The following is a 24,833-nucleotide window of genomic DNA, read 5'->3' as shown; positions in this document are numbered from 1 at the left end:
AACTCAGCGACCTGAGAGATCATACTTGACGCGCCACAGACCGGTCAACACGGTGCGACACCCATAGTTGCGGGGTCAAGCCGGGGAAATTTTCGGGTTCTACGTCATATGTGCGTCCCGGCGCCGGGGACGGGCGCTTAACGCTTGACAACAGCGGTACGGGCAACAAACCATCGTGACCGTTGGGAGAATTCGGGAAAATTTGAGCTCATCCGTTGCCTGCTCATGCGGATTGTCATAATGGCTCGTCCCCCGGACAAGGGGCCTTTGGCCTGTCTTCCGTCCACAATAAGAATCTTGGGAGTTCCTAAATGATCAAGAAAAGCAAGCTCAGCCTCGGCGCGGTCGTGACCGCTGCCCTCATGGCTCCGGCGGCTTATGCCGAAGAATTCATCACCATCGGCACCGGCGGTGTGACCGGCGTGTACTATCCCACCGGTGGCGCGATCTGCCGTCTGGTGAACAAGGGCCGCAAAGAACATGGCGTGCGTTGCTCGGTCGAATCGACGGGTGGATCGGTCTACAACATCAACACCATTCGCGAAGGCGAGCTGGAATTCGGTGTGGCCCAGTCCGACTGGCAGTACCATGCCTACAACGGCACCTCGAAATTCGAGGAAAACGGCCCGTTCGAAGAGCTGCGCGCCGTATTCTCTGTTCACCCCGAGCCGTTTACCGTGGTGGCCCGTGCCGATTCCGGCATCAAGAACTTCGAAGACCTGAAGGGCAAGCGCGTCAACATCGGCAACCCCGGTTCGGGTCAGCGCGGCACTATGGAAGTTCTGATGGAAGCCCTGGGCTGGACCACGGATGACTTCGAACTGGCAACCGAGCTGAAGGCCGCCGAACAGTCGGCCGCGCTGTGTGACAACCAAATCGATGCGATGGTCTACACCGTCGGCCACCCGTCCGGTTCGATCCAGGAAGCCACCACTGCGTGCGACTCGGTTCTGGTGAACGTCAGCGGCGAAGCCGTTGACAAGCTGGTTGCCGACAACTCGTTCTACCGTACGGCCACCATCCCCGGCGGCATGTATCGCGGTTCGGACGCTGACACCCAGACCTTCGGTGTGGGCGCGACCTTCGTGACTTCGGCAAACGTGTCTGACGATGCGGTGTACGCGGTTGTCAGCTCGGTCTTCGAGAACTTCGACGACTTCAAAAAGCTGCACCCGGCCTTCGCCAACCTCAAGCCTGAGGAAATGATCAAGGACGGTCTGTCGGCTCCGCTGCATCCGGGCGCCGAGAAGTACTACAAAGAAAAAGGCTGGATCCAGTAATCCACCTTCAAGTCCAGAAACGAGGCGCTGTTCGCGCCTCGTTTTCACCGGTGAGAGGCCGGTAATACCAAAACTGCGCCGGAAACCGGCCGTTGGACGGGGAGACATTTGATGAGCGCTGATCAACAGGGCAATCGTCCGTTATCCGAAGAAGAACTACAGGAACTGGTCGCATCCTCGGATGCGGGGGCGCGGGACCCGGCTGGCAATGTCGGCTTGTTCCTGGCGATCGTGGCCGCGATTTGGTCGATCTTTCAAGTCGTTCTGGCGTCACCGATTGCCAACTATGTGCTGCCCGGCAGCGTTGTGAACAACGCGCGTCAGTTTCATTTGGCCTTCGCGATGTTCCTGGCCTTCGCGGCTTATCCAGCGCTTAAATCCAGTCCGCGAAACTACATTCCGATCCAGGATTGGATCATGGGTGTACTGGGGGCCGGTGTCGCCCTTTACGGCTATTTCTTCTATGACAAGATCGTCAATGCGGGCGGTCTGGCGGATGATGTCGACAAGTGGATCGCCCTCGGTGGTTTGATCCTGCTGTTCGAAGCCGCGCGGCGCGCGCTTGGCCCCGCCATGGCGATCATTGCGACGATCTTCCTGGCCTATGTGTTCTTCGGCTCGTCCGAGTGGGTGCCCGAGGTGATCCGCTGGAAAGGCGCCAGCCTGAAAAAGGCGATGAGCCACATGTGGATCACGTCCGAGGGTGTGTTCGGTATCGCCTTGGGTGTTTCGACGAAATTCGTGTTCCTCTTCGTTCTGTTCGGCGCTTTGCTGGATAAGGCCGGGGCAGGGAATTACTTCATCAAGATGGCCTTCGGCGCGCTGGGTCACCTGCGCGGCGGTCCGGCCAAGGCCGCCGTTGTCGGCTCGGCCGCAACCGGCCTGATTTCGGGCTCGTCCATCGCCAACGTCGTCACCACCGGCACCTTCACCATCCCGCTGATGAAGCGCGTAGGCTTTACCAGCGAGCAGGCCGGCTCGGTCGAGGTTGCAAGTTCGGTCAACGGCCAGATCATGCCGCCCGTGATGGGCGCCGCCGCCTTCCTGATGGTTGAGTACGTGGGCATCTCGTATGTCGAGGTCATCACCCACGCCTTCCTGCCGGCGGCGATTTCCTACATCGCGCTGGTCTACATCGTCCATCTCGAGGCCGTGAAGCGGAACATGCCCACTCTGGGCGACCGCGACGTGCATCTGGCGCGCACGGTCGTGGGGATGCTGATGTTCTTCCTGGTGTTTGCGGGGCTCTGCTATGGTTCGCAGTTCCCGGTGGATGCTGTCACAAGCTGGGCGCCGTCCAGCGCTGGTCTGATCCTGAGCCTGGCGGTGTGCGCCGTCTATGTTGCTCTGCTGTTCCTGGCGGCTCAGGTTCCCGACCTTGAGCCCGATGACCCGAACGCGACCGAAGTGAAGCTGCCGGTGATCTCCGAGATCTACAAGGCCGGCCTGCATTACCTGCTGCCGATCATCGTTCTGGTCTACTTCCTGATGATCGAACAGAAGTCGCCGGGTCTGTCGGCCTTCTGGGCAACCGCGCTGCTGTTCGTGATCCTGCTGACGCAGAAACCGCTCAAGGCGATTTTCCGGGGTCAAAGCGATCTGGCAAACTCCTTTGTCGATGGGGTTGCCGATCTGTGGCAGGGCTTGATCGACGGCGCGCGCAACATGATCGGCATTGCGCTGGCCACGGCCACGGCCGGCGTGATCGTGGGCACCGTGACCCTGACCGGTGTGGGGCAGGTGATGGCCGATCTGGTCGAGTTCCTGTCCGGCGGCAACCTGATCCTGATGCTGGTGATGGTCGGGCTGCTCAGCCTGATCCTCGGCATGGGGCTGCCGACCACGGCAAACTATATCGTCGTCAGCTCGCTGATGGCGGGCGTTGTGGTGGAACTGGGCGCGCAAAGCGGCCTGATCGTGCCGCTGATCGCCGTGCACCTGTTCGTGTTCTACTTCGGCATAATGGCTGACGTGACGCCTCCTGTGGGCCTCGCCAGTTTTGCTGCGGCCGCCGTTTCGGGAGGTGATGCGATCAAGACCGGCTTCACCGCCTTCTTCTACAGCCTGCGTACGGTGGCGCTTCCCTTCGTGTTCATCTTCAACACCGACCTGCTGCTGATCGATGTCACCTGGGTTGAGGGGATCATAGTGGCCATATTCGCAACGATTGCGATTCTCGTGTTCACGGCCGGCACGATGGGCTACTTCCTGACCCACAGCCGCATATACGAAAGCGTTGCGCTGATCGCGATCGCTTTCGCGCTGTTCCGGCCGGATTATTTCATGGATCGCATCTCGCCCTCGCACCTCGAAGTCGAGCCGGCCGGATTCGTGCAGGCCATTGGTGAGGCCGAACCCGGCACCGACGTGCGGGTCGTGGTCAGCGGGCCGGATTTCGACACCGGCAACATGACCGAGACCACGGTCGTCGTCACCGTAGGGTCCGAACCTGATGGTGCGGCGCGTGTTGATGCCATGGGCTTTTTGCTGATCGATGAAGATGGCCTGATGAAGATGGACGAACCTATGTTCGGCTCGCCCATCGCCGATGATCTGGCCAATTTCGACTATTACGCGGACGAGCCGGTGCGTATCGCATCCGCCGATCTGCCGGTCAGCCAGCCGCCCAAACAGTTGATCTATATCCCGGCCATGCTGCTGCTGGGGTTGATCGCCTTCCTGCAACGCGGCCGTGCCGCCAGACAAGAGGTGCCCGCATGACAAAGTCCGTCCTGTGCGCCGTTGATATCAGCAACGGCAATATCGATGCTCCTGTCCTGAAAATTGCCGCGAAACTGGCCGATCTCGACGGGGCGCAGCTGGACGTGGTGACCGTACTGCCGGATTTCGGTGAAAGCTGGGTGTCCGGCTTTTTCCGGCCCGACTTCCACGACAAGGCTCAGCACGAAGCGCATGACAAGCTGGTTGAGCTGTGTGTCGATGCGGTCGGGTCGGAGCGCAACGCCACGATCCGCCATGTCGTTGCAACCGGGACGGCCTATCAGGAGATCCTGAAGACCGCCGAAAGTGCCGGCAGCGATCTGATCGTGATCGGTGCGCACAAGCCGGATTTCAAGGATTACCTGCTGGGACCGAACGCGGCGCGAGTGGTGCGCCACTCGAACGTTTCGGTCTATGTGGTCCGCTAAGTCCCGCTAGTAGCCGGTCATCTCAAGGTAGCCGCGCCCCTTGTGGCTGCCTGACACGGTGACCGGTCCCTCCCAGTATTGAAAGCGCGTCCCCATCCAGGCTTGGGTGTTCTGAGCTTGGACGCGAATGTCCAGATCCTCGCCCGGGATGGTCACGCGCCAATCCGTCGGAACATCGCGGTCCGCCACCCGGCTGGTTTCCAGTGGTGTGAAGGTCACTGACCCGTCCGGCAGGTTGCGGCTGGAACCATCCGCGTTGATCCAGGTGGCCGAGGTATAGTCCCCACGTCCGCCGCGCAGGCGAAACGCCATCAACTTGTCGCCGTCCTTGAAGCTGAGTGAGAACCAGTCCCACCCTGACTGGTCGGCGGCCAAAGGCTGCGAAGACCACTCTCGGTCCAGCCATCCGTTCCCGGTGACCGCTACATCGCCGTCGGGCAGATACAGCGTGCCTTGGACGGCGTAGCCCGGCTGCGAATAATAGTAGCTGGCTTGCCCATCAGCGGATTTCACGGAAAAGCCATTCTCACCATGAAAGACCAGCGGCCCCGAAGCAGACAGGTTCAGGTCGTACCCGAAATCGGCTCCGTTTGCAGTCAGGGTCAGGGTCTCGAGCGTTGGTCCTGCCATGCGCCATTCGTCGATCCATGCTTCGAACGGGTCGGCAGTGACACCGGCCTGCCCAATTCCTCCACGAGACAGGCGCTCGGCAAAGAAGTGGCGTTCCGGAGTTGTCAGTGCGGCATGGCCCATCCAGATCTGTGGGCTTTGCCAGCCAGCGGTTTCAAATGGCTTCAAGGCAGAGCGAAACAGAGTCCACTGTATGCCGTAGTCCCGACCGTCCTCTCCGGTCAAATTGGCCGTCAGGTACCACCATTCGATCCGATAGGATGGATGCGGGCCGTGGTCGGCGGGAAAATCGAACTGGTACTCTGGTTGTGGTACGTCAAACCCGTCGGCAGAACCGCCCAAACCGGCAAACCCCTGCGCCATTGCCGCAAGGGGCCAGAACAGCGCACACACGAGTAGTTTAGCGTTCATTGGCAAAGACCCTCAGCAAATCGGCCGGCGGCACCCGACGAAGACGCAAGGCGGGCAGCGCCGCGGCAAGGGCGGCGGCCACAAGTGTCCAAAGCATGAGCTGCACCCATGACGACGGGAAAAGGTGCATGGGTAGCCGCCATCCAAACGCCTCGACATTGATGACGGCCAGCAGAATCCAAGCCAGCGCCAGACCCAGCGGCAAGGCGAGGCAGGCGGTAAGGAAAGCCAGAACCATGCTCCGCGCCAGTTCCAGTTTCGACAGATGCGACAGCGTCAGCCCCATTGCCCAGACCGGAGCGACCTGAGGCAGCCGCTGGGTCCAGAGCGTAAGCAAGCTGGTCAGAATGGCGAAGCCGGCCACGCCAAGCGTCAGGATGTTCAGCGCGGATGTCACGACGAATGTCTTTTCGAAGATCGCCATGGACTGCGCCTTCACCGCGGCCTGCCGGATGATCGCGCCGGGGTCCAGATCAAACCTGTTCTGCAGATCCGCCGCCAGCTCATCTACGCGCTCCGGAGCGATGCGAATACCAAACCGTCGGTTTTCGGCATTTGGCGCGACCCTGCCGAACAGGTCCATTGAGACGATCCCTTGCCCGGTCGGATTGCCGTAGTCGGAATAGACGCCAGCGATTGCCAGAGTGTGATCGGCGTTGAGCGCAATCGAATCCCCGGGCCACAGATCAGCACGGCGGGCCAGTTGTTCGTTGATCAGGATGGCGCCGTCGGCCAGAACCTTGGTCCATACGTCCGGGACAGCGGCGACAAGGGGCCAGTTGTCCCGGTAGGTCGCGTGATCGACCACTCCGTACAGAAACAGCGGGCCTGTTGGATGATCCAGCTCCACATTCCGTATCGGTAGGACTGCGTCAACGCGCGGGGTCAGCCATGTCTCGATCTCGAGACCTTGATCCGAGTCCTTTGCCGTGATGTACAGCTCGGCCATCAGGCGCTGGTCCAGCCAACCGACGAAGGTAAGCCGGAAGCTGGACACCATGGTTCCGACACCGATATTGGCGGCCAGGGCCAGCAGCAGGGCCATCAGCGCAAGCGACAGGCCCGGCAGCTGGGCCTGCATGTCGGCCAGCACCCACTGCCGCACCGGGTCACGGACGCGCCCTGCACACAGGTGCAATATGCTGGACAAAACCAAAGGTAGCAAAAGGGCGCTGCCGGTCAGAATGCCTGCCATCAGAGCGAAACCAGCGACCAATCCGTCAAAGAGCAGAAAGATCACGACCCCGCCAAGAGCGAGCCCCACACCCGCCAGTCCGGTCACGACGGCTCGTGTGCTGCGTCCACGCCATGCCTGCAGGCCGGGGCCGGACAATATCGGCATTCGGCTCAGACGCCACAGGGCGGATCCGCTGGCCGCCAAGGTCCCTGCGATGGACATACCCAGCCCGGCCAGCACCCAACCGCCCCTCAGTTGCAACTGGCCATCCACCGGAGCCCCATAGAGCCCGCGCAGGGTTGCGGCGACATCGGGCAACAACGCTCCGGCCAGGAAAAAACCCAGCAGCAGGCCCATGGATCCACCGATCAAAGCCAGACCTACAAGTTCGGCCAGAATGATGCGGGAAAGCGTCCCCATCGGGACACCCATCGCACGCAGACTGCGCACCATTCCGCGGCGCTGCGCAAAGGCCAGCCCAACCGTTCCATGTACAATGAACAGCCCGACGGCGAAGGACAGCAGGCCGAACGCGGAAAGGTTCAGGTGGAAGCTGTCGGTCAGGCGAGCAGTGTCGACGCTGTTTCCGGGGGGCTGGCGGTTCAGCTCTGGCGCAACCTGGGACAGGGGCGCAACTCCGCGAGGCTGATCGGGCAGGATGGCAAGTCGCGAAATCTCACCCGGTTTGTTCAGCAACGTCTCAGCCACGCCGATATCGGTCAGAACCACATTGGGGGGAAGCGCAGTGCTGGCGATCGCCGGTGGAAGATCGGGCCGATCCTCCAGCATCGGCACCAAGTCGGGTGGCGCCAGCAGTCGGCCGGGCGCGGTCAGCATGGCCGCCGGGTCGGGTGGGGCTTCTTCCTGTTCCAGTTGCGTTACCGCCGGAAGCGGGGGGTAGGAGACAAGGTCCACTCCGGTCAAAAGAACCGACCGGTCCCCAACCCTGTACCGACCTTCCAGAACGGCCGCGACCTGCCATCCGGCGCGACGCATATTTACGTATGTTTCCAATGGAATGTGGCCGGACGGATGCCGCAGCATCTCCATCTGCCCAAGCGCCAATTGTTGGTTGGCACGCGCATAGCTGGCACGGGCTTCGGCGTTGATGGCCTGGACCGCCGACCAAAGGCCTGTCGCAAGCGCGATTCCGATCAGCAGCGTGGCCAGTTGGATACGGTGCCAACGCCAATGCGACCAGAGGGCCTGGATCACGGTGCGCGTCATGCGATCCGCCCGTTTGCAAGGTGCGCCGTTCGGTCAAGCCGGGCTGCGATCACGGGCGAATGCGTCACCAACAGCAGGGCTGCCCCGGTATCCGCGACCAAGGACAGCATAAGGTCCAGAACCGCCGCGCTTGCAGTCTCGTCCAGGTTTCCCGTCGGCTCGTCCGCCAGCAGCAGCTTGGGCCGGACGGCAAGGGCCCGGCCAATCGCGACCCGCTGTTGCTGGCCGCCCGACAGATGTTCGGGATAGCGTTGGGTCAAATCGGCGAGACCGAGCGTCGCGGTCAGATGCGCGAGCCACTCGGGGTCAACGCGATTTGCCAGCCGGGCATGAAATGACAAGTTCTGCGCAACCGTCAGCGACGGGATAAGATTGAATTGCTGGAACACCAGGGACACGTCTTCGCGCCTTAACAAGGCGCGGCCGCGATCGTCCAGTCGCGACAACGCCGTGCCATCCAGAACGATCTCACCGCTGTCAAAACTGTCCAGCGCGCCGGCAAGGTTCAGCAACGTGCTTTTACCGCTGCCACTTTCGCCGGTGATGGCAAGCGTCTGACCGCGTTCCAGCGACAACGATACGTCGTTCAGGACAGGCCGCCCGCGCGGGTAGGTTTTGTGGATATTCTGTATTTCCAACAACATGATCAGTTCCACTTGGTGCGCTCTACAATGTGCGGCGCGCCGATCCGCTGTCCAGCCTTCAAAAAGTTTCGGTTCTTTTCGTCGCATGACCGCCCGCTGTCCGGCCTTGTGCCTAGAGGGCAGAGCCGCCATTGTGCAGTTTCAGTTTCCGGGCCGATGCAGGGTATCACCATGACATTGTCGCAGCAGATCCTTTGGGGCAGCTTCTATCTGGGGCTGTGTTTCCTGATCGAGATCGGGCTGCTCACATGGTGCACCATCATGGTGCGCAAGGTGATCGACAGGTGGGAAGGGCAGGGAACCTTTCTGCCCACGGCAGGCCCGATCGCCTTGGCGCTGGCCGTCATCGTGGCGACGCACACGATCCAGGTGTGGATCTGGGCGATCGTCTGGGTGATGGGAGATGTCCTGCCGGACTGGAACTCGGCCCTGTACTTCTCGCTCGTGACCTTCACGACACTGGGCTATGGCGACATTGTATTGGGCGAGGGGTTGCGGATTTTCGGGGCCTTCGCCTCGGTCACCGGATTGTTGGCCTTCGGTCTTTCCACGGCATTCATGGTCGCGCTGATGACGCGCGTGTTCCAAGAACGATTCCTGACCTAGAGGATCGGCGAGAACAACCGCGCCAAAGGCGCGCCATAGCGGATATGCGGCGGTTGCTGGGCGAGGCTTCTGGTCATTTCGTAGCTGGCTTCGAAATCGGTCTTCAGCATGTCCTCGGTGGCAGCGGCTGCCCGGCTGTCGAAGAACAGCGCCATCGCTTCGAAATTCAGACGGAACGAGCGGTTGTCCAGGTTGGTGGTGCCAACTGCGGCCAACGTATCGTCCACCAGAATGACCTTTTGGTGCATGAACCCGTCGGTGTAGCGGAACACACGTACGCCGGAATCCCGGATTTCATCGAAATAGGCAAAGGCGGCCAACCAGGGCAGGCGGTGGTCGATCATGTCCGGCACCAGAATGCGGACATCGACGCCGCGCAGCGCGGCATGTTCCAGTGCCGTCATCACGTCGATATCCGGCACGAAATAGGGTGATGCGATCCACAGCCGCTCCTGTGCCGCAGCGATCGTGGAAAAGAACATCAACGACCCCGTTTCAGTCGCGTCGCCCGGTCCGGTGGCGACCAGCAGCGCGTTCATGTCCTGATCGGATTCCGATCCGGCCCAGTCCAGCACGTCAATCAGGTCTTCTCCGCGGGCCCAGTGCCAGTCCTCGGTGAAAATCAGCTGCAACTGACGAACGATATGGCCGGTCATCTTGATGTGGGTGTCCCGCCAGCGGCCAAAATACGGATCCTGCCCCAGGTATTCGACGCCCACATTGTGCCCGCCGATGAACCCGGTTTCGCCGTCGATGATCACGGTCTTGCGGTGGTTGCGGTAATTCAGCTGAAACCGGAACTTCGGCCCGCGCTGGTCCCGTGGATCAGCGACATCCACACCGGCCGAGCGCAGATCCTCCAGGTATGAGGACGGCAGGCCATAGCTGCCCACCGCGTCAGTCATGAACCGGACGCTGACCCCGCGTTTGGCCGCATCGATCAGCCTGTCTTGCAGTTCCAGCCCCAGCGCGTCATCGCGCACGATGTAGAACTGAATGAGGACGTAGTTTTTGGCCGCATCGATCGCGCGGAAGATGGATTGGAACGTCGCCTGTCCGTCGATCAACAGTTCGGCCCCGTTGCCGCGGGACAGGGGCAGGTGAGCCAGCGCCTCAAACGGGCGCGGATTGACGGTCAGCGTCGCGGGATCGGGTTTTGAGTGATCGGCAAAGCTGCGGATCCCTTCGACCACGCGCTCACTTTCCTTGCGGGCGATCCGATACCCTTTGAACCGGTGATGTCCCAGAAACAGGTATAGCGGCACCGCCAGAAACGGTGCCGAAAGCAGAAACACCACCCATCCCACGGCACCCTGCGGGGTGCGCGCCGTCTGGGCGGCCCGTACTGCGAAAAACACCGCGACACAGTAGATGGCAAAGACGGACAGCGAGGCGATGAATGTCCACATGTGTGTGCCGACCTTTCCGCGCTTTAGTTCGAGCCGGTGAAAACCCGGGACCAGTCTTTGGCCATATCCACGATAACCCAGCCCATTTCAGTGCCTTTGTCCAGCCCGTCGACAAGCCGCCCGATGTGGCTGTCGCGATCATAGGCCCATTCCCGTTCGGCATCTGTGTGGTGGATCAGAACGCCCATCCGCGGCCCGTCGCCGGCGGTGGTCCATTCCAGCATGGCAAAATCACCGTCCGAGTTGCCGACCGCCAGGATCGGGCGTTTCCCGATCGTACGCTCGATGTTGATTGGCTTGCCCTCCTTGTCGTCGATGAACGCCAGCGCGGGCGCCTTCATGATCGTGGGAGTGCCGTCGACAAGTTCGTAGGTGCTGTCCGCATAGGTACCCAAGATCTGGTTGGGCGGTATCCCATAGGCGTCCTCGGCGAACACGCGCATGAAATGCAGGCCTCCACCCGAAACTATGTAGGTCGTGAATCCCTCGTCGCGCAGATACCTGAGCAGTTCGACCATGGGCTGGTACGTCATCTGGTCATAGGCCAGCCCCGTATCGGGATGGCGTTCCGTCTGAAGCCATTCGGCGACGGAAGCCTGGAACGCATCGACGCTGAGCCCCGAATGCGTGGCGCTGACGACTTCGATCAAGGCATCTTCACCGCCCTTCAGAACGGTTTCGGCGTCGCCCTTGGCCGCGGCCTCCAAGGTCGGCGTGGTCAGGATCGAGGGATCGTCCTGCGCCATCTCGGCCAACTCATCCATGGCGTATATGAACTGGAAATAGACCGGCTGCTCGGCCCAGAGCGTTCCGTCATTGTCAAACACCGCCACCCTGTCTGCGGGGGTGACATAGTCGTCCGAGTTCGGCGTCGTCACCGTATCGACAAAGGCGATGATCCGTTCCTTGGCCGGACTGTCGGTCCAACTGGGCAGAGGGTCCGCCGCAAGGCCCGCAGGCAACGCGAAAACGGCGGCTGAGAAGATCAGGCGGAACATGAAATATCCTTTCGCATCAAAGAAATGAGGGTCGCCGATCAAGCCGGCGACCCTCGAGAGTAGAACCGACCTTTATCAGTTGTTGGTCGGCGTCAGCATCTTTTCCATCACCTGATCCAGGCTGAAGCTCGCCGCCTTCTGGCGCGGCGGGAATTCTTGGAAGGTTGCGAGGAAATTCGCCACGTATTGCTGCGCGGGCACCAGGAAATACACGCGGTCGATCATCCAGTCATAGTAGGTGTTGGACGTGCGATATCCGCGTTCATAGGGATCGCGGCGCAGGTTCACGATGATCGGAACGCGCAGTTCGGTCCACGGCTCCATCCAGGCGCGCAGGGTGGCCCAAGCCTTCTGCTCCAGGAAGATCAGCTTCCAGTCTCCGAAGCGCAGCGCCGTCATGTCGCCGTCATCCGAAAAATAGAAGATCTCCTTGCGCGGGCTTTCTGTGGTTTCACCCGTCAAGAGCGGCAGGATGTTGTAGCCGTCCAGATGCACCTTGTAGTCGCGACCCATCCCCGAGGACGAATAGCCTGCCTTCAGCTTGTCCTTGATCTCGGGATCTCCGGCCGCCGCCAGATAGGTCGGGAGCCAGTCCATGTGATGCACGATCTCGTTGGTGACCGATCCGGGTTCGATCTTGCCGGGCCAACGCACCATCGAAGGCACGCGCCAGCCGCCTTCCCAGTTGGTGTTCTTTTCGCCCCAGAACGGCGTGGAAGCAGCATCGGGCCACGTATTGTAGTGCGGTCCGTTGTCTGTCGAGTAATGGACGATCGTGTTGTCGGCGATGCCCAGCTCGTCCAGCAGATCGAGCAGCTGGCCCACATGCATGTCATGTTCGATCATGCCGGCCGAGTATTCGTCCATCACACGTCCGGTCATGTCATTGGCCTGCTGGCGCATCTCGTCTTTGACATGAGTGCGGAAGTGCATGCGCGTTCCGTTCCACCAGACATAGAAGGGCTGGCCTTGCTCGTGGGCCCGCTTGATGAAGTCGATCGCCGCAGCCACCGTTTCCTCATCCACGGTCTCCATCCGCTTCTTGGTCAGCGGTCCGGTATCTTCGATGGTTCCGTCGGCCTTGGACTTGATGACGCCACGGGGACCAAAGGCTTCGCGGAAAGTCCGGCCATCGGGCAAAACGGTATCACCCGGATAGTCTTCGTTCTCGGGCTCCTCTTCCGCGTTCAGGTGATAGAGATTTCCGAAAAACTCGTCAAATCCGTGGTTTGTCGGAAGATGTTCATCTTTGTCTCCAAGGTGGTTCTTGCCGAATTGACCGGTGGCATAGCCGTGGTCCTTCAACAACCCAGCAATGGTCGGATCTTCGACCTGCATACCAAGATCGGCACCTGGCAGGCCAACCTTCGACAGCCCTGTGCGGAACACTGACTGACCCATGATGTAAGACGACCGCCCTGCGGTACAGGACTGCTCACCATAATAGTCGGTGAAGATCATACCTTCATTCGCGACCCGGTCGATATTGGGCGTACGGTATCCCATCATGCCTTTGGTATAGGCCGAGATGTTCGACTGACCGATGTCGTCGCCCCAGATGACCAGAATGTTGGGTTTCTGATCTTGCGCCCAGGCCGGCGCGGCCAGCGCGACAGAAACCGTAGCAACTGCCAATCGTCGCAGTCCTCTGCGCCATAGATGCGTTAAATTTCCCTGTGATGACATCTTTTTCTCCTTATGTGGTCAGGCAAAAACGGCCTTGCAGGAAAGTCAAAAAGGGGAAAATGCGTCCCCCGATCCGTCAATCATTCAACACGCCCTTCGCAGGTCAGGCGGTTCGGCAAAAAGGGGGAATCAAGACAAGCCCCTCTAGGCAATTGATAACTATCACAAAGACCAATCTAAAAATACTTATGTTTGAAGATAGCGCCCTGGGACTTGGCTCAGATTGGGTTGACGTCAGGTAAGTAATTGGCGGTCGCGTCAGGGATTGAGCTGAGGCAAAGCGGATTTAGAGTGGCCTAGGGGGCGGGCGATACGGTCAAGGCAATCTCGGACCTTGCTCCAGTTTTCCGCTTGTTGATCGCCGCCGCCATATCTGGACGCGCCGATTTCTGCCAGAGAAGCCTCGAATTCAGCAGTGTCTGGCGGGTCGGCCAGTCGCCGTTTCCAGACTTCCAACTTTTGATAAACACGGGCCAAGTCTTGTTGGCGCACTGCCTGCTTGAGTTCCGAAAAGGCATGCGCTGCCGAGGCCAGCCTGCGTTGCCTAGCCGCTGCCCAGCGTGCTTTGATAACCGGATGTAGCCTACGAAACACAAGCCATAATATCGCGATCCCAATGATGAAATAGCCTGCCAGCCGCAGGACGGTTTCTCGGTCGGGAGGCCGCCAAGGCGGCGGCGCAAGAACGAGGTCGACAGGATCGGCGCGCGCAGTTTCGACCTTGTTGGTCTTGAGATTGAACCAATCGATCTCGACAGCCGGCAATTGAGTTTGTCCGCCGTCCTGGGCCACATAGGTCACCCGGTCGGTTCGTTGGCCGGACAGAACGCCCCGGTCTTCGGTTTCCGACAATCGGGGTTCATTGGGATAGGCTCGCAACAACGGGCCCTCGATCTCGGGTAACAAAGGCGGGATCATGATCGGGGTCGTTCCAGTGATTTTGGCCGTCAGGGTGCGGGTCAGCGCGTCGCCGGTTTGAAGGCTGGTATCGCCCTCAATCTCCTGGGTCAGCTCGAACCCGTGAGCGATTATCAGGGGATCCAATCCTTGGGCTGCGTCAGGAACCTCGACTGTCAGGCGAACGGCGGGCAGGGGAACCGAGACCTGAACGGGATCATTGGTTTCCGGATCCGCAAATGTCACCTGCACCTCGGCAGCGGCGAAATCATACGTGCCGGGAGCCAGCGGATACAGCCGATAGCTACGCTGAACCCCTGACCATGTTTCGCCCTCAACGCTCTCGCTGACCGGCCCAGAAGCGCGATCGGGCAGGCGTACCAGAAGGTTTTCCTGTTCAAGCGATGGAAAGACCGGCGGATCTGGCATGTAGGTCGGCACCAGCACCTTCAGGCGAACGATGGCGGGTTGGCCGACGATTGTCGGATCCTCAGGCACTTCGATCGTGACGCGGGGCTGGATGTCTGTTGCTTGCGCCAAAACCTGGACTGGGCATAGAAGCAGCATCAAGAGCGCCAGGTACCTCATTGGGACCTCTCCTGATTTTCAAGAACAAACCGGCTGCGCAGGAAGTCCTGCATGTCTGTGTCGATGGCGCTGATCCACTGGTCGGCAGACAGGGGCGCGGCGTCCCCGGTCTCGGCCTGTTGCGTGGTGTCCGCGCCCAGACCGGCTTCGTTGTCGAACACCACGTCATCAGCCCCGATGCCCGCTTCCTCGCCGGTATCGGATTGCTCGCGGGTGGATTCGACTTCGGCCAGAATGGCTTTGGCGACGGCCAGATTGTACGCGGCCTCCGGCCAATCCGGGCGGCGCTCAAGCGCGGTTTCAAAGGCTGCGATGGCCGGACGATACTCTCGATTTCGGATGCGGGCCATGCCTTCGGCAAACGCCGCTTCGGGCGTTGAAAGCTGAGCAAAGGTCTCGGAGGCTTCCGCATATTGCCCGGCCTTTAGCTGCGCATACCCTCGGTGATACGGATCCTGAAACAGGGTGCTGGCGGCGGCGTAGTCCCTTTGGTTCATGGCGATGTGGCCCTGCTGGTCCGGGGTCAGGAACCAGTCCCGCCAACCGTCTGCGCGCGCGCCGGTCGGCGGCAGAAACAGCAATGCCACAAATCCCCAGCGAATGACCCAGCCACGTCGGAACCACAGAAGCGCGATCAAGGCGACGGGCCAGGCCAAAATCCAGGCCCGGTCCTGCCAGTCGACGCGATCATCCTCGCCCAAGGCTGCAGAAAAACTGCGGGTGATCCCGCGGTTCAGCCGGGTGATGTCGCGGTCGTCGCCCGAGAAGGGAACGATCGTGGCGCTGCGCAGGCCGTCCAGTTGCGGAATCTGGCGGCCATCCGGAAGCATTGTCAGAAAAAACAACGGGGTATCAGATTGTCCCAATGCGGAAACCTGTTGCGGATCGATGTCGTCGAGTACGAAGAGAACCGCGCCTGTGCCCATCTGATCGCCAAGAATGTCCTGCGCCAGCGTCAGTGCGTCACCGGCGGCATCGCCCGAAACCGGCATGACCGCCGGGGTCAAGCCTTCCAGCAAGGGGCGCAGGATGTTGGCGTCTTCGGTTAGCGGCGCGACCCGGTGCGCGGATCCGGCATAGGCGATCAGGGCGGTGGGCGCGCCTGCGCGGGTGTGGATCAGATCGGTGATCTTCAACTTGGCACGGTCCAACCGTGACGGCGCAAGGTCCGCCTCCTCCATGCTGTCGGTGACCTTGAGCGCGATCACCAGCGGCGCGGTGTCCGCGATCAGAGGGTTTGGCGCCCGTGACCATGTCGGCCCTGCCACGGCAAGGGTGAGAAGACCGGCGGCGAGCGCGGCGAGGTCCAGCGGACCGACTCGCCTTTGATCTTCGGCCCCCAGACGCAGTGCCTGCGCCAGGTGGGGCGCGATGCCCGCAGGCAGGTCCGAGCTGCCCGATCTGCGCGGCCGGGTAAGCCACCAGGCGGTGGCAATCGGCAGCAAAAGCAGCAACCAGTAGGGGCGCAGGAAATGGAACTGGGCCAGAGCGTCGATCATGCCGCGCGCCTCCGACCCTGTGAAAGGTAAAAGCCCAGGGTACTGGCGAGGATGAGCAGCAGCGCCGCCGCCAGCGGATAATGCGCAAGGCTGACCCTCGGGCGATAACTTTGGGTTTCCACCACGCGGGGGTTCTGGGCGTCGATCTGTTGGTAGACCTCGGTCAGAGCGGCCTCATCATCGGCAAAGAAATACTGGCCTTGGGTTTTGTTGGCGATGTCCTTCAGCGCGTCCAGATCGACCCGGTCTTCGCCCGTGGCATCCGGGTCGCCGACGCCGATCGTGTAGATCACGACACCCTTGTCCGCGGCAATCGATGCGGCATTGACCGGCGTCATGCGGCTTGAGGTGTCGGCACCGTCCGACAGCACGATCATCAGGCGTTGGTCCACCTCGCTCGACTCGAAGGTTCGGATGCCCAGCCCGATCGCATCGCCCAGCGCCGTGTTCGGACCGGCCATGCCGACGGCGGTCTGGTCCAGAAAGCCGGTGAGGCTTTGCAAATCCTCGGTGAACGGGGCCTGAACGAAAGCGCGGGTGCCAAAGATGATCAGCGCCATCCGGTCGCCGTCGCGCGCGGCGATGAAGGCGCGCAGAACGTCCTTGACGGCCTCCAGCCGCTGCTTGGGCGTGCCATCTGCGGCCTTGAAATCGCGCTGGTCCATCGAACCCGAGATGTCCACGGCCAGCACCACGTCGCGGGCGGTTTTTTCGATGACGATCGGGTCGCCCAACCGTTCGGGCCGTGCCATTGCCAGAACCAGAAGCACCCAGATCAGGATCGCCAGACCGGTTTGCAGCCGCCTCCGTCTCAGGGTTACCGAGCCGGATTGCGGCTCGGCCCCGGCCGCCCGGGCGACGTGGCGAAAGAACGGGATGCGAATGGCATCGACCCGCTGCCGGTGCGGCGGAGCATAGAAATAGACCAGTGCCGGCAGCGGCAGCAGAAGAAACACCCAAGGCGCGGCGAAACTGAACATCAGACCGCCCCCTTGGACCGATGCGACTTGATCCAGTGCCGCGCCAGTTCGGTGGCATCCGGATCGGTGACCCCCTTGCGGTAGGGGGCGGCCGCCAGATTGCCGAGGGCAGAGGCGGAAAACCCGGACAGATCAGCGGTTTGGCCCAGAAAATTCGTCCAGTCGTCACCGGTCAAACTGGCCACCTGAGACCGGTGAAAGGCGGCAAGGGCGGCACGGCGCACGATCTCCGCGGCTTTGGCCGGGTCATTCTGACACCGGTCCAATTCCTTCAGCGCAAGCCGCCGATAGGCATTTGCCCGCCGGTGCCGCCAGATCGTAACGAGGATCAGACCAAGCACGAGCAACAGCGCCACCGCCAGAACAACCCAGCCCCAGGTCTGCGGCACCATGGAAATCGGAGCCGGCTCGGGCGCGGGTTCCAGCATGTCCAGAAGCTCGACCAGCGATTTGCCTTCGGTGTCCGGGGTCATAACCGCCCCCCTTGATGGCCGAACAGCCTCAGGATCTGGGCCAATGCGGGCTCGGCGGTGGTCAGCGGGACGATGGGAAACCCGTATCGGCGCGACCAGGATTGCAGCTGCGCCAGTCTTTGCTCCATCGCTTGGGTCACGCGGTCCGACATTTGGCGGTCTGACGCATCCAGTTCGATCTGCTGGTCGCCGTCCGAGACCGTCAGCCGCAGCTCGGGCGGCATATGGCGCGAGATTGGGTCGGAGATGTCGAACAGGATCAGGTCATTGGAATGGGCCAGGCGGCGCAGCAGCCGTTCGGACCCGTCGGTCAGGCCGTCAAAATCCGAGAATACACAGACCAAGGCATTGGTATGTGCGATGCGCGCAGCCTGTTGCAGCACCTGGTTCAGCGTGACCGAGGCTTGTGGGCGCAGCCCGGCATCCAGGCTGCAATTGAGCGCACCGAGCGAGGACAGAAACCGCCGCAAGGCCGCTGGGCGGCGCTGTGGCCGATGTTCGGCCAGGTCGGTATCGCCGAACACGATACCGCCGACGCGGTCGCCTTGCGCCAGAACCCGATGAGCAGCGATGGCCGCGGCCTCGGCTGCCACTACCGATTTCATGTAGACTTGTGTGCCGAAGAACATCGAAACCCGCTGATCCACCAGCAGCAGCGCCGGGCGGTCACGCTCTTCGGTATAGACGCGCACATGCGGCTCGCCCGTTCGGGCCGTCACTTTCCAGTCGATCGTGCGGATGTCGTCGCCGGGCAGATAGGTGCGCAGTTCCTCGAAATTCAGGCCGCGCCCGCGCAGGCGCGAGGCATGGCGGCCGTTCAGCACCGAACGGGCAGGCTGTCGCGGCAAAAGGCTGAGTGCGCCGCTGCGTCCGCCGAGGCTCAGCAGGTGGCGGGCATCGACGTGGATGCGTGGGTCGCGGGATGTCGCTGCGGTCGGGGACACGCGGCTCTCCTTTGTTGCGATCAGGGCAGGGCGACGAGCTTCAGGATCTCGTCGATCACGTCATCGGCGGTCTTGGCGTCCCCCTGCGCTTCGAAACTCAGCGTGACGCGGTGGCGGAACACGTCATGGGCAATGGCACGGATGTCGGCCGGGTCGACATAGTCGCGCCCGTTCATCCAGGCATGGGCCCGGCCGCATTTGTCCAGCGCCAGCGACGCCCGCGGACTGGCGCCGATCTCGATCCACGCGGCGAGGTCATCGCTGAGCGCGGACGGCGTCCGGGTCGCCTGAACCAGATCGGCCATGTACCGATCCATCGCATCCGAAACATGGATCTGCCCGATCTGCTGCCGGGCGGCAAAAACGGCATCCTGCGGGATCGGTGAGGGTTTCTCGGCAGTGGTTCCGGAATTGGCGGCGGTGTCCTCGCCGCGGACCAGACGGATCACCAGCACCTCGTCCTCGACCGGGGGGTAGGTGATCTGCACATGCATCAGGAACCGGTCCATCTGCGCCTCGGGCAGCGGATAGGTACCTTCCTGCTCGATCGGGTTCTGGGTGGCCATCACGATGAACAGCGGCTCCATCTTATGGGTGGTGCCGGATACGGTGACCTGCCGTTCCTCCATCGCCTCAAGCAGCGCGGCCTGAACTTTGGCCGGCGCGCGGTTGATCTCGTCCGCCAGGACGATGTTGGCGAAGATCGGGCCGGGCTCGAACCGAAAGGTGCCGCCCGCGTCGGTCTGGGTATAGACTTCGGTTCCGGTCACGTCGGACGGCAGCAGGTCCGGCGTAAACTGGATGCGGCTGAATTCGGCATCAAGATTGCGCGCCATCGCCTTGACGGCACGGGTTTTGGCCAGGCCGGGCAAACCTTCGATCAGCAGGTTCCCGTTGGCCAGCAGCCCGATCAGAAGGCGGTCGATGACCTGTGTCTGTCCAATGATCGATTGGGCCATCCGGGCTTTCAGATCGTTGATTTGGTCAAGCGGTGTCATGGCGGTCCAATCATCAGAAACGGTCAATCATGCGTTTGCGCCGGACCCGCTGGATCTTTTCGGTCAATCCATTGCAATATTTGAAAGTTAGCAGCGCACCTCGGGCCGATCCACCCCCGATTTCAGGGTGTTCAGCCCTGATCAGGGCCGTGCCGACTTGACGTCGTCGGCCAGACGTCCGTCCAGCGACATCAGGACGGCGATCGGGCGCAGGGCCGGAATGTGGCTGAAGATGATCAGAATGCACACGGTCAACGGAACGCTGAGAAACGCGCCGATCAGGCCCCAGACCGTGGTCCAGAAGGTCAGCGCCAAAATCACAAGAAAGGTCGACATGTTCAGCGAGCGGCCCAGCAGGGCCGGATCAAGGAAGTTGCCGATCAGGAATTGGATGGTACCGCACCCGAAGACGATGATCAGGAACGGGCCGATCGTCTCGAACTGAACAAGGGCGATCATCGCGGGAAAGATCACAGCGATGATCGACCCGATTGATGGGATGAAGTTCAGGGCAAACGTCAGAACGGCCCAGGTTTCCGCGTATTCCAAACCCAACACGCGAAAAACCGAATAGCTGATTCCAGCGGTAACGAGGCTGATGAAGGTCTTGACCCCGACATAGCGCTGCAAGCTGAAGGTTATCGCATCCAGTACCGAGGAAAGCTCAGCTCCGGTGACGGGGTTGCCGGCTGCAATCCGCAGCTTTTTGCGGAAGGCCAGCCGCTCGGCCATAAGGAAGGCCACATAAAGGCTGATCAGGAAGAACTGGTTCAGCATCGAGGTGGCGCTGCCCAGCAAAATCCGGGCGACTGAAGTCATGTCGATGCTGATCAGGTTGTCCCGGACAAAAGAGGTGACATCATTCCCGACCAGACCGGTGACGCGGTTGATCACGCCGTCGAACTGGCTTTCGTAGGTACCCGCAGTTCGCGCGAACTGCGTGGCCTGACTGCCCAGGATGTAGGTGATCATGAACAGGCCCGCCAGAACTACTGTTACAGCGGCCAGGTTGGCCAGCCAGACCGGCGCACGGGTCAGCGCGATCACCCGATCGCTGAGTGCGATGATCAGCACGTTGATCAGCAAGGCCATGGTCAGCGGAATCAGAAAGCTGGCGCCTGCGTAAAGCCCGAGAACCACAAGCGTCAGCACGATGGTGACGTCGCGAACGACACTCAACCTCAGCGGTGTGCGGGTGGGGGGCTCTGATGGCGTCATGCGGGGCCTCAGCTATACCGGCGCAAGCCGGCAGCGATTGGAGTTTTGTGGGGCAATCCTGCACAGGCGGCGGGCTTTATGCAATCGGGCCAGACAGTTATTCGGTAGAATCTCGTGCAATTGGCACATTGGCCGGTTCTTCCAACGCGGATTGCAGGCTAGAGTTTCCCAATGACACGTCTTTCGATTCCCGTTTTTGGCCGGTTTGGCCGGGCGCTGTGGCTGGCGGTCCAACGCTTTGGCGACAAAAACGGTTTCGTCATGAGCAGCCATGTGGCGATGTCGCTGATGCTGGCGCTGTTTCCGTTTGTTCTGTTCACCGTCGCTTTGGCCGGATCGTTGTCGCAGGGATTTGTGACGGACGAACTGATCGAGTTGATTTTCGGTGCGTGGCCACAGGACGTGGCCCAACCCATCGTGGCCGAACTGCGCGCGGTTCTGGACGGGTCGGGTTCGGGTGTGATCACGCTTGGCGGTCTGCTGGCCGTCTACTTTGCCTCGAACGGAGTGGCGGCCGTACGTGCTGCCATGAATCAGGCCTATCATGACAATGACAGTTGGCCATTCTGGAAAACGCGCCTGCTGTGCCTCGGGTTGGTCATTTTGGGCGGAGCCGCGATCCTGCTGATCGCGGCGGTTGAACTGGTGCTGCCGGTCTACACACGTCTGGTGTCCGAGAATACGGCCGTGGACGTGGGCGAATGGCTGTCGGTTGACCGTTTGCGGTGGACCTTCACGGTGGCGGTGCCGGCGGGAACGGTTCTGCTGGCCCATCTGATCCTGCCGACCAAGCGTCACCGCATCATGCAAATCCTGCCCGGTGTGGCGCTGACCCTTCTGTTGTGGGCGGCCGGAGGGTGGGGGTTCTCGGTCTATATCGCGCAATTCGCGACCTACAGCGCCACCTATGCTGGCCTGGCGGGGGCCATGGCCGCGTTGATTTTCATGTATCTGTGCGCCGCCATCCTTATTTTCGGCGCAGAGTTCAACGGCGCGCTGATGGACATCGACAACCAGGGCGAGGTCGGACCTTCATGAGAAATTGGCACCGCATCGCCTGGATCATTGCGTTTTCCGGATGCGCCCTCTTGCAAAACAGCGGTTGGACGTGGGCGCAGGACTATGTCGGCTCGGACGCTTGTCGTGATTGTCATGACGAACAGGTGCAAGCCTGGGCCGGATCCCACCACGCCTTGGCCTGGACAGAGCCCACGTCAGACACCGTTGTGGCCGATTTTGATGAAACGACCTTTTCTCATGACGGCGTGTCCGTCACGTTTCGGCGGGAGGGGTCGGACTATTTTGCCGACGTGACCGAGAAGGACGGCCAAAGCCAGCAATACAGGGTTCATTCCGTCGCGGGGATTGAGCCGTTGCAGCAATATCTGTTTGAAACCGAGCCCGGCCGATTGCAGAGCTTTGATGTGGTCTGGGACACGCAGGCCGAGCGCTGGTACCACCTGTATCCGGATCAGGACTTGCCGCCAGACGATGGGCTGCATTGGACCGGCCCCTACAAGAATTGGAACGGCCGCTGCGCGGAGTGCCATGCGACAGGGTTCGAAAAGAACTTCCAGCCGCAGACCCAGTCCTTTGCTTCCGACCAGGTCGAGATCGGCGTGGGCTGTGAGGCCTGCCACGGCCCCGGCTCGGCCCATCTGGATTGGACAAAAGGTCAGCCCGCGCCTGCCGGGCTGAACGAGTTTGGCTTTCCTGCCATCTGGGGTACGGGCGACACCGAGGTCGAGATTCAGCAATGCGCCGGCTGTCATTCCCGCCGCGAAGCGATGGAGGACGGAAACCCGCTGCCTGGCACGCCATTCCACGATGCCTACAATCTGGCGCTTCTGCGTCCGGGTCTGTACCAGCCCGACGGCCAGATACTGGACGAGGTCTATGTCTATGGATCGTTTCTGCAGTCCAAAATGTATGCGCAAGGCGTCGGCTGCCTGAACTGCCATGAGGCGCACAGTGCAACCTTGAAAGCCGAGGGCAATGCGGTCTGTACGCAGTGCCATTCCCCGGCTGGCAATCCCGATTTTCCGTCACTGCGAAAGGCGCAATACGACGATCCCTCACACCACCACCACCCGGAGGGAGGCGAGGGGGCGCAGTGCAAAAGCTGCCACATGATCGAACGCCTCTATATGGGCGTGGATGGTCGGCGCGATCACAGTTTCCGTGTGCCGCGCCCCGATCTGGGCTTGGGAGAGGATGCCTGCACTGATTGCCACACCGATCAGGATCAGCCATGGGCGGCCGCCGCCATCAATGACTGGTTCCCGAACTCCGATCATCGTACGCCCCATTTCGGGACCTCATTCGCCCCCGCATTCGCCGGAGAGGTCGAGGACCCGGCCGCGTTGCTGGCTATTGCTCAAGACGGTGCGCAACCCGGCATCGTGCGGGCGACGGCCGCCTATCTGCTGCAACCCTTCGCGACCCCCGAAATGGCCGAGCAAACAGCAACGATGCTGACGGACGAAGACCCATTGGTTCGCGCCAACGCGGCGGTGTTGCAGCGGGCGGCAGGGCTGGACGACAGGGTGGCCCGTTTGTCGCCGCTGTTGTCCGACCCAGTGCGAAGTGTACGCCTTGCCGCTGCCAAAGAGTTCCTGCCCATTCCCGCCGCGGCTTTGACGCCCCTGCAACGCAACAACGCGCGTGAGAACATGGCGGATTGGCAGCGCTCCTTGGCAAACCGTCTGGATTTCCCGGAAACTCATCTGGTCCTTGGGGGGATGGCGCTGACGCTGAGAAACCCTGTCGCCGCCGAGCAGGCCTTTCGTCAGGTGGTGTCGTTGGATCCCCAGCGCGAAGATGCTTGGCCAATGCTGATCCAACTGGCCCAAATCAACCGCGGCACGGATGCAGCCCGCCAGGTATTGGAGGAGGGGCTTCGGACTCTGCCGGACAGCCCAGCACTTCAGGATTTTGCGCGGCAGCTAGGCCGGTAGGCCGGCATCGAAGCGACGCAGTTGCGCCATTTTGCAGTCCCATTTACGGGTCAACATCCATGGTCAAGGCATTGACCAGTTCAGGATGTGGTAATCCATGTTGTATTTGAAACGCCCGTCGACCAAGCTCGACCAACCTGTGGCCACGCGCCGGGTCTCGCTGGATCAGCGGATCGACGAGTTGCGCAACAAGCCGGCCACGTATCTCAACCATGGCGAGGCGTTGCTGCTGCAGGGGATGGCGGCGGCGTCGTTGCGGCCGCAGCGGATTGTAGCCGACAAGATCGCGTTGGACGACGACTGATCAGCCCCGAAAACCGGTTGCCACCACGAATTTTTCCGAACTGTCCGACCGTGAAGCTGGCGGTTTGACGTTTGCCACTTTGTCGAACTTCTGCTTCAGCAGTTTCTGCAGATCACCCTCGGCGCCACCGGCCAGGACTTTTGCGACAAAGGTTCCTCCGACCTCCAGCACGTCAAAGGCGAAATAGGCGGCGGTTTCGCACAGCGCCATGATCCGCAGGTGGTCGGTCTGCTTGTGCCCGGAGGACGCGGCGGCCATGTCCGACATGACAACATCAGCCTTGCCGCCCAACCACTGTTTTACCTTCTCGTCGGCATCGTCTTCCATGAAGTCCAGAACGTGGGTTTCGGCACCCGCCACGGGCTCGACCTCTTGGAGGTCGACACCCAGAACCGTCCCGATCCGCTTGCCCGATTTCTCGCCCAGCGCATTCACGCGTTTGACCGCGACCTGGCACCAGCCACCGGGTGCGCAACCAAGGTCGACCACGCGTGCGCCCGGAACCAAAAAGCGGAACTTGTCGTCCAACTCCAGAATCTTGTAGGCCGCGCGACCCCGATACCCCTCGGCCTGCGCTCGCTTGACATACGGGTCATTCAGCTGCCGCTCGAGCCAGCGGGTCGAGCTGAGCTTGCGTCCGCGCGCGGTCTTGACCTTGACCTTCAGGTCACGCTGCCCGCGTCCCGAAGTGTTTTTGCCGCTGGGTTTCTTGGCCATTGAAAAGGTCTCCTGAAGACTGCGAGGCCTTTACCCGCTTG

General features: G+C 61.3%; 21 protein-coding genes. 7 read left to right on the top strand and 14 right to left on the bottom strand.

Going from position 1 to position 24,833, the window contains the following annotated elements; all coding sequences use genetic code 11:
* Positions 1 to 311: 311 nt before the first annotated feature.
* The 3 genes from ACR0NY_RS03045 to ACR0NY_RS03035 all read left to right on the top strand — a co-directional run bounded on the left by ACR0NY_RS03045 (position 312) and on the right by ACR0NY_RS03035 (position 4,429).
* Positions 312 to 1,280, top strand: a complete 969-nt coding sequence (locus ACR0NY_RS03045; RefSeq protein ID WP_170338481.1) for a TAXI family TRAP transporter solute-binding subunit — start codon at positions 312 to 314, stop codon at positions 1,278 to 1,280.
* Between the two features lie 111 nt (positions 1,281 to 1,391).
* On the top strand, positions 1,392 to 4,001 hold the full coding sequence (locus ACR0NY_RS03040; RefSeq protein ID WP_170368475.1) for a TRAP transporter permease: 2,610 nt from the start codon (positions 1,392 to 1,394) through the stop codon (positions 3,999 to 4,001).
* Positions 3,998 to 4,429 (top strand): universal stress protein, encoded by a 432-nt coding sequence (locus ACR0NY_RS03035; protein WP_170338483.1) that lies wholly within the window; start codon positions 3,998 to 4,000, stop codon positions 4,427 to 4,429. The genes ACR0NY_RS03040 and ACR0NY_RS03035 overlap by 4 nt, the downstream gene beginning before the upstream one ends.
* 6 nt (positions 4,430 to 4,435) lie before the next feature.
* Here ACR0NY_RS03035 and ACR0NY_RS03030 read toward each other — a convergent pair whose 3' ends face one another.
* The 3 genes from ACR0NY_RS03030 to ACR0NY_RS03020 are packed head-to-tail and all read right to left on the bottom strand — an operon-like array spanning position 4,436 to position 8,518.
* Positions 4,436 to 5,470, bottom strand: a complete 1,035-nt coding sequence (locus ACR0NY_RS03030; protein ID WP_170368474.1) for a lipocalin-like domain-containing protein — start codon at positions 5,468 to 5,470, stop codon at positions 4,436 to 4,438.
* Positions 5,460 to 7,874, bottom strand: coding sequence for an ABC transporter permease (locus tag ACR0NY_RS03025; RefSeq protein ID WP_170368473.1), 2,415 nt, complete (start codon positions 7,872 to 7,874; stop codon positions 5,460 to 5,462). The genes ACR0NY_RS03030 and ACR0NY_RS03025 overlap by 11 nt, the downstream gene beginning before the upstream one ends.
* A complete protein-coding gene (locus tag ACR0NY_RS03020) occupies positions 7,871 to 8,518 on the bottom strand; it encodes an ABC transporter ATP-binding protein (RefSeq protein ID WP_170338488.1) in 648 nt (215 codons plus the stop codon). Before ACR0NY_RS03020 ends, ACR0NY_RS03025 begins: the two co-directional genes overlap by 4 nt.
* A gap of 171 nt (positions 8,519 to 8,689) precedes the next feature.
* Between ACR0NY_RS03020 and ACR0NY_RS03015 the strand changes: the two genes are divergently transcribed.
* A complete protein-coding gene (locus tag ACR0NY_RS03015) occupies positions 8,690 to 9,124 on the top strand; it encodes an ion channel (protein ID WP_170338490.1) in 435 nt (144 codons plus the stop codon).
* On the opposite strand, the gene cls is transcribed toward ACR0NY_RS03015, so the two are convergent.
* The 10 genes from cls to ACR0NY_RS02965 form a co-directional block, all read right to left on the bottom strand.
* Positions 9,121 to 10,533: a cardiolipin synthase gene (cls, locus tag ACR0NY_RS03010; RefSeq protein WP_170338491.1), complete on the bottom strand. Its 1,413-nt coding sequence runs from the start codon at positions 10,531 to 10,533 to the stop codon at positions 9,121 to 9,123. The two genes, ACR0NY_RS03015 and cls, sit on opposite strands and share 4 nt — an antisense overlap.
* 23 nt (positions 10,534 to 10,556) lie before the next feature.
* The gene (locus tag ACR0NY_RS03005; protein WP_170368472.1) at positions 10,557 to 11,531 is read right to left on the bottom strand and encodes an HAD family hydrolase; all 975 of its coding nucleotides are present in this window, start codon (positions 11,529 to 11,531) and stop codon (positions 10,557 to 10,559) included.
* A gap of 75 nt (positions 11,532 to 11,606) precedes the next feature.
* The gene (locus ACR0NY_RS03000; protein ID WP_093962145.1) at positions 11,607 to 13,217 is read right to left on the bottom strand and encodes an arylsulfatase; all 1,611 of its coding nucleotides are present in this window, start codon (positions 13,215 to 13,217) and stop codon (positions 11,607 to 11,609) included.
* A 258-nt stretch (positions 13,218 to 13,475) separates the two neighbouring features.
* Positions 13,476 to 14,702 (bottom strand): BatD family protein, encoded by a 1,227-nt coding sequence (locus tag ACR0NY_RS02995; RefSeq protein WP_170368471.1) that lies wholly within the window; start codon positions 14,700 to 14,702, stop codon positions 13,476 to 13,478.
* Positions 14,699 to 16,201 carry a vWA domain-containing protein gene (locus tag ACR0NY_RS02990; RefSeq protein ID WP_170368470.1) on the bottom strand — a complete coding sequence of 501 codons (1,503 nt, stop codon included), beginning with the start codon at positions 16,199 to 16,201 and terminating at the stop codon, positions 14,699 to 14,701. The genes ACR0NY_RS02995 and ACR0NY_RS02990 overlap by 4 nt, the downstream gene beginning before the upstream one ends.
* Positions 16,198 to 17,181 carry a vWA domain-containing protein gene (locus ACR0NY_RS02985; protein WP_170368469.1) on the bottom strand — a complete coding sequence of 328 codons (984 nt, stop codon included), beginning with the start codon at positions 17,179 to 17,181 and terminating at the stop codon, positions 16,198 to 16,200. Before ACR0NY_RS02985 ends, ACR0NY_RS02990 begins: the two co-directional genes overlap by 4 nt.
* Positions 17,181 to 17,654 (bottom strand): DUF4381 domain-containing protein, encoded by a 474-nt coding sequence (locus ACR0NY_RS02980; protein ID WP_170338501.1) that lies wholly within the window; start codon positions 17,652 to 17,654, stop codon positions 17,181 to 17,183. Before ACR0NY_RS02980 ends, ACR0NY_RS02985 begins: the two co-directional genes overlap by 1 nt.
* Positions 17,651 to 18,598, bottom strand: coding sequence for a DUF58 domain-containing protein (locus ACR0NY_RS02975; RefSeq protein WP_170338503.1), 948 nt, complete (start codon positions 18,596 to 18,598; stop codon positions 17,651 to 17,653). The genes ACR0NY_RS02980 and ACR0NY_RS02975 overlap by 4 nt, the downstream gene beginning before the upstream one ends.
* A 20-nt stretch (positions 18,599 to 18,618) precedes the next feature.
* Positions 18,619 to 19,596, bottom strand: coding sequence for an AAA family ATPase (locus ACR0NY_RS02970; RefSeq protein ID WP_170338505.1), 978 nt, complete (start codon positions 19,594 to 19,596; stop codon positions 18,619 to 18,621).
* A gap of 141 nt (positions 19,597 to 19,737) precedes the next feature.
* Positions 19,738 to 20,814, bottom strand: coding sequence for an AI-2E family transporter (locus tag ACR0NY_RS02965; RefSeq protein WP_170338507.1), 1,077 nt, complete (start codon positions 20,812 to 20,814; stop codon positions 19,738 to 19,740).
* A gap of 171 nt (positions 20,815 to 20,985) precedes the next feature.
* On the opposite strand from ACR0NY_RS02965, the gene ACR0NY_RS02960 reads away from it, so the two are divergent.
* From ACR0NY_RS02960 to ACR0NY_RS02950, 3 genes are all read left to right on the top strand, one after another.
* Complete coding sequence (locus ACR0NY_RS02960) at positions 20,986 to 21,852, top strand: YihY/virulence factor BrkB family protein (protein WP_170368468.1); 867 nt, start codon at positions 20,986 to 20,988, stop codon at positions 21,850 to 21,852.
* Positions 21,849 to 23,771: a multiheme c-type cytochrome gene (locus ACR0NY_RS02955; RefSeq protein ID WP_170368467.1), complete on the top strand. Its 1,923-nt coding sequence runs from the start codon at positions 21,849 to 21,851 to the stop codon at positions 23,769 to 23,771. The genes ACR0NY_RS02960 and ACR0NY_RS02955 overlap by 4 nt, the downstream gene beginning before the upstream one ends.
* Positions 23,772 to 23,868: 97 nt before the next feature.
* On the top strand, positions 23,869 to 24,075 hold the full coding sequence (locus tag ACR0NY_RS02950; protein WP_093962135.1) for a hypothetical protein: 207 nt from the start codon (positions 23,869 to 23,871) through the stop codon (positions 24,073 to 24,075).
* On the opposite strand, the gene ACR0NY_RS02945 is transcribed toward ACR0NY_RS02950, so the two are convergent.
* Positions 24,076 to 24,792 (bottom strand): RlmE family RNA methyltransferase, encoded by a 717-nt coding sequence (locus ACR0NY_RS02945; protein ID WP_170338513.1) that lies wholly within the window; start codon positions 24,790 to 24,792, stop codon positions 24,076 to 24,078.
* Between the last annotated feature and the right edge of the window lie 41 nt (positions 24,793 to 24,833).

Source organism: Ruegeria sp. BJ5 (genome assembly GCF_056537865.1).
Note: the sequence above shows the minus strand (reverse complement) of the source record. Positions and strands in the feature narration are given on the sequence as shown.

What these genes read in the sequence shown, in the direction of transcription:
- cls (WP_170338491.1), bottom strand. Translation starts at nt 10,533, where the DNA reads ATGTGGACATTCATCGCCTCGCTGTCCGTCTTTGCCATCTACTGTGTC.
- ACR0NY_RS02970 (WP_170338505.1), bottom strand. Translation starts at nt 19,596, where the DNA reads ATGACACCGCTTGACCAAATCAACGATCTGAAAGCCCGGATGGCCCAA.
- ACR0NY_RS02950 (WP_093962135.1), top strand. Translation starts at nt 23,869, where the DNA reads ATGTTGTATTTGAAACGCCCGTCGACCAAGCTCGACCAACCTGTGGCC.
- ACR0NY_RS03015 (WP_170338490.1), top strand. Translation starts at nt 8,690, where the DNA reads ATGACATTGTCGCAGCAGATCCTTTGGGGCAGCTTCTATCTGGGGCTG.
- ACR0NY_RS02960 (WP_170368468.1), top strand. Translation starts at nt 20,986, where the DNA reads ATGACACGTCTTTCGATTCCCGTTTTTGGCCGGTTTGGCCGGGCGCTG.
- ACR0NY_RS03020 (WP_170338488.1), bottom strand. Translation starts at nt 8,518, where the DNA reads ATGTTGTTGGAAATACAGAATATCCACAAAACCTACCCGCGCGGGCGG.
- ACR0NY_RS03025 (WP_170368473.1), bottom strand. Translation starts at nt 7,874, where the DNA reads ATGACGCGCACCGTGATCCAGGCCCTCTGGTCGCATTGGCGTTGGCAC.
- ACR0NY_RS02965 (WP_170338507.1), bottom strand. Translation starts at nt 20,814, where the DNA reads ATGACGCCATCAGAGCCCCCCACCCGCACACCGCTGAGGTTGAGTGTC.
- ACR0NY_RS02945 (WP_170338513.1), bottom strand. Translation starts at nt 24,792, where the DNA reads ATGGCCAAGAAACCCAGCGGCAAAAACACTTCGGGACGCGGGCAGCGT.
- ACR0NY_RS02995 (WP_170368471.1), bottom strand. Translation starts at nt 14,702, where the DNA reads ATGAGGTACCTGGCGCTCTTGATGCTGCTTCTATGCCCAGTCCAGGTT.
- ACR0NY_RS03045 (WP_170338481.1), top strand. Translation starts at nt 312, where the DNA reads ATGATCAAGAAAAGCAAGCTCAGCCTCGGCGCGGTCGTGACCGCTGCC.
- ACR0NY_RS02985 (WP_170368469.1), bottom strand. Translation starts at nt 17,181, where the DNA reads ATGTTCAGTTTCGCCGCGCCTTGGGTGTTTCTTCTGCTGCCGCTGCCG.
- ACR0NY_RS03005 (WP_170368472.1), bottom strand. Translation starts at nt 11,531, where the DNA reads ATGTTCCGCCTGATCTTCTCAGCCGCCGTTTTCGCGTTGCCTGCGGGC.
- ACR0NY_RS03035 (WP_170338483.1), top strand. Translation starts at nt 3,998, where the DNA reads ATGACAAAGTCCGTCCTGTGCGCCGTTGATATCAGCAACGGCAATATC.
- ACR0NY_RS02955 (WP_170368467.1), top strand. Translation starts at nt 21,849, where the DNA reads ATGAGAAATTGGCACCGCATCGCCTGGATCATTGCGTTTTCCGGATGC.
- ACR0NY_RS03030 (WP_170368474.1), bottom strand. Translation starts at nt 5,470, where the DNA reads ATGAACGCTAAACTACTCGTGTGTGCGCTGTTCTGGCCCCTTGCGGCA.
- ACR0NY_RS03000 (WP_093962145.1), bottom strand. Translation starts at nt 13,217, where the DNA reads ATGTCATCACAGGGAAATTTAACGCATCTATGGCGCAGAGGACTGCGA.
- ACR0NY_RS02980 (WP_170338501.1), bottom strand. Translation starts at nt 17,654, where the DNA reads ATGACCCCGGACACCGAAGGCAAATCGCTGGTCGAGCTTCTGGACATG.
- ACR0NY_RS03040 (WP_170368475.1), top strand. Translation starts at nt 1,392, where the DNA reads ATGAGCGCTGATCAACAGGGCAATCGTCCGTTATCCGAAGAAGAACTA.
- ACR0NY_RS02990 (WP_170368470.1), bottom strand. Translation starts at nt 16,201, where the DNA reads ATGATCGACGCTCTGGCCCAGTTCCATTTCCTGCGCCCCTACTGGTTG.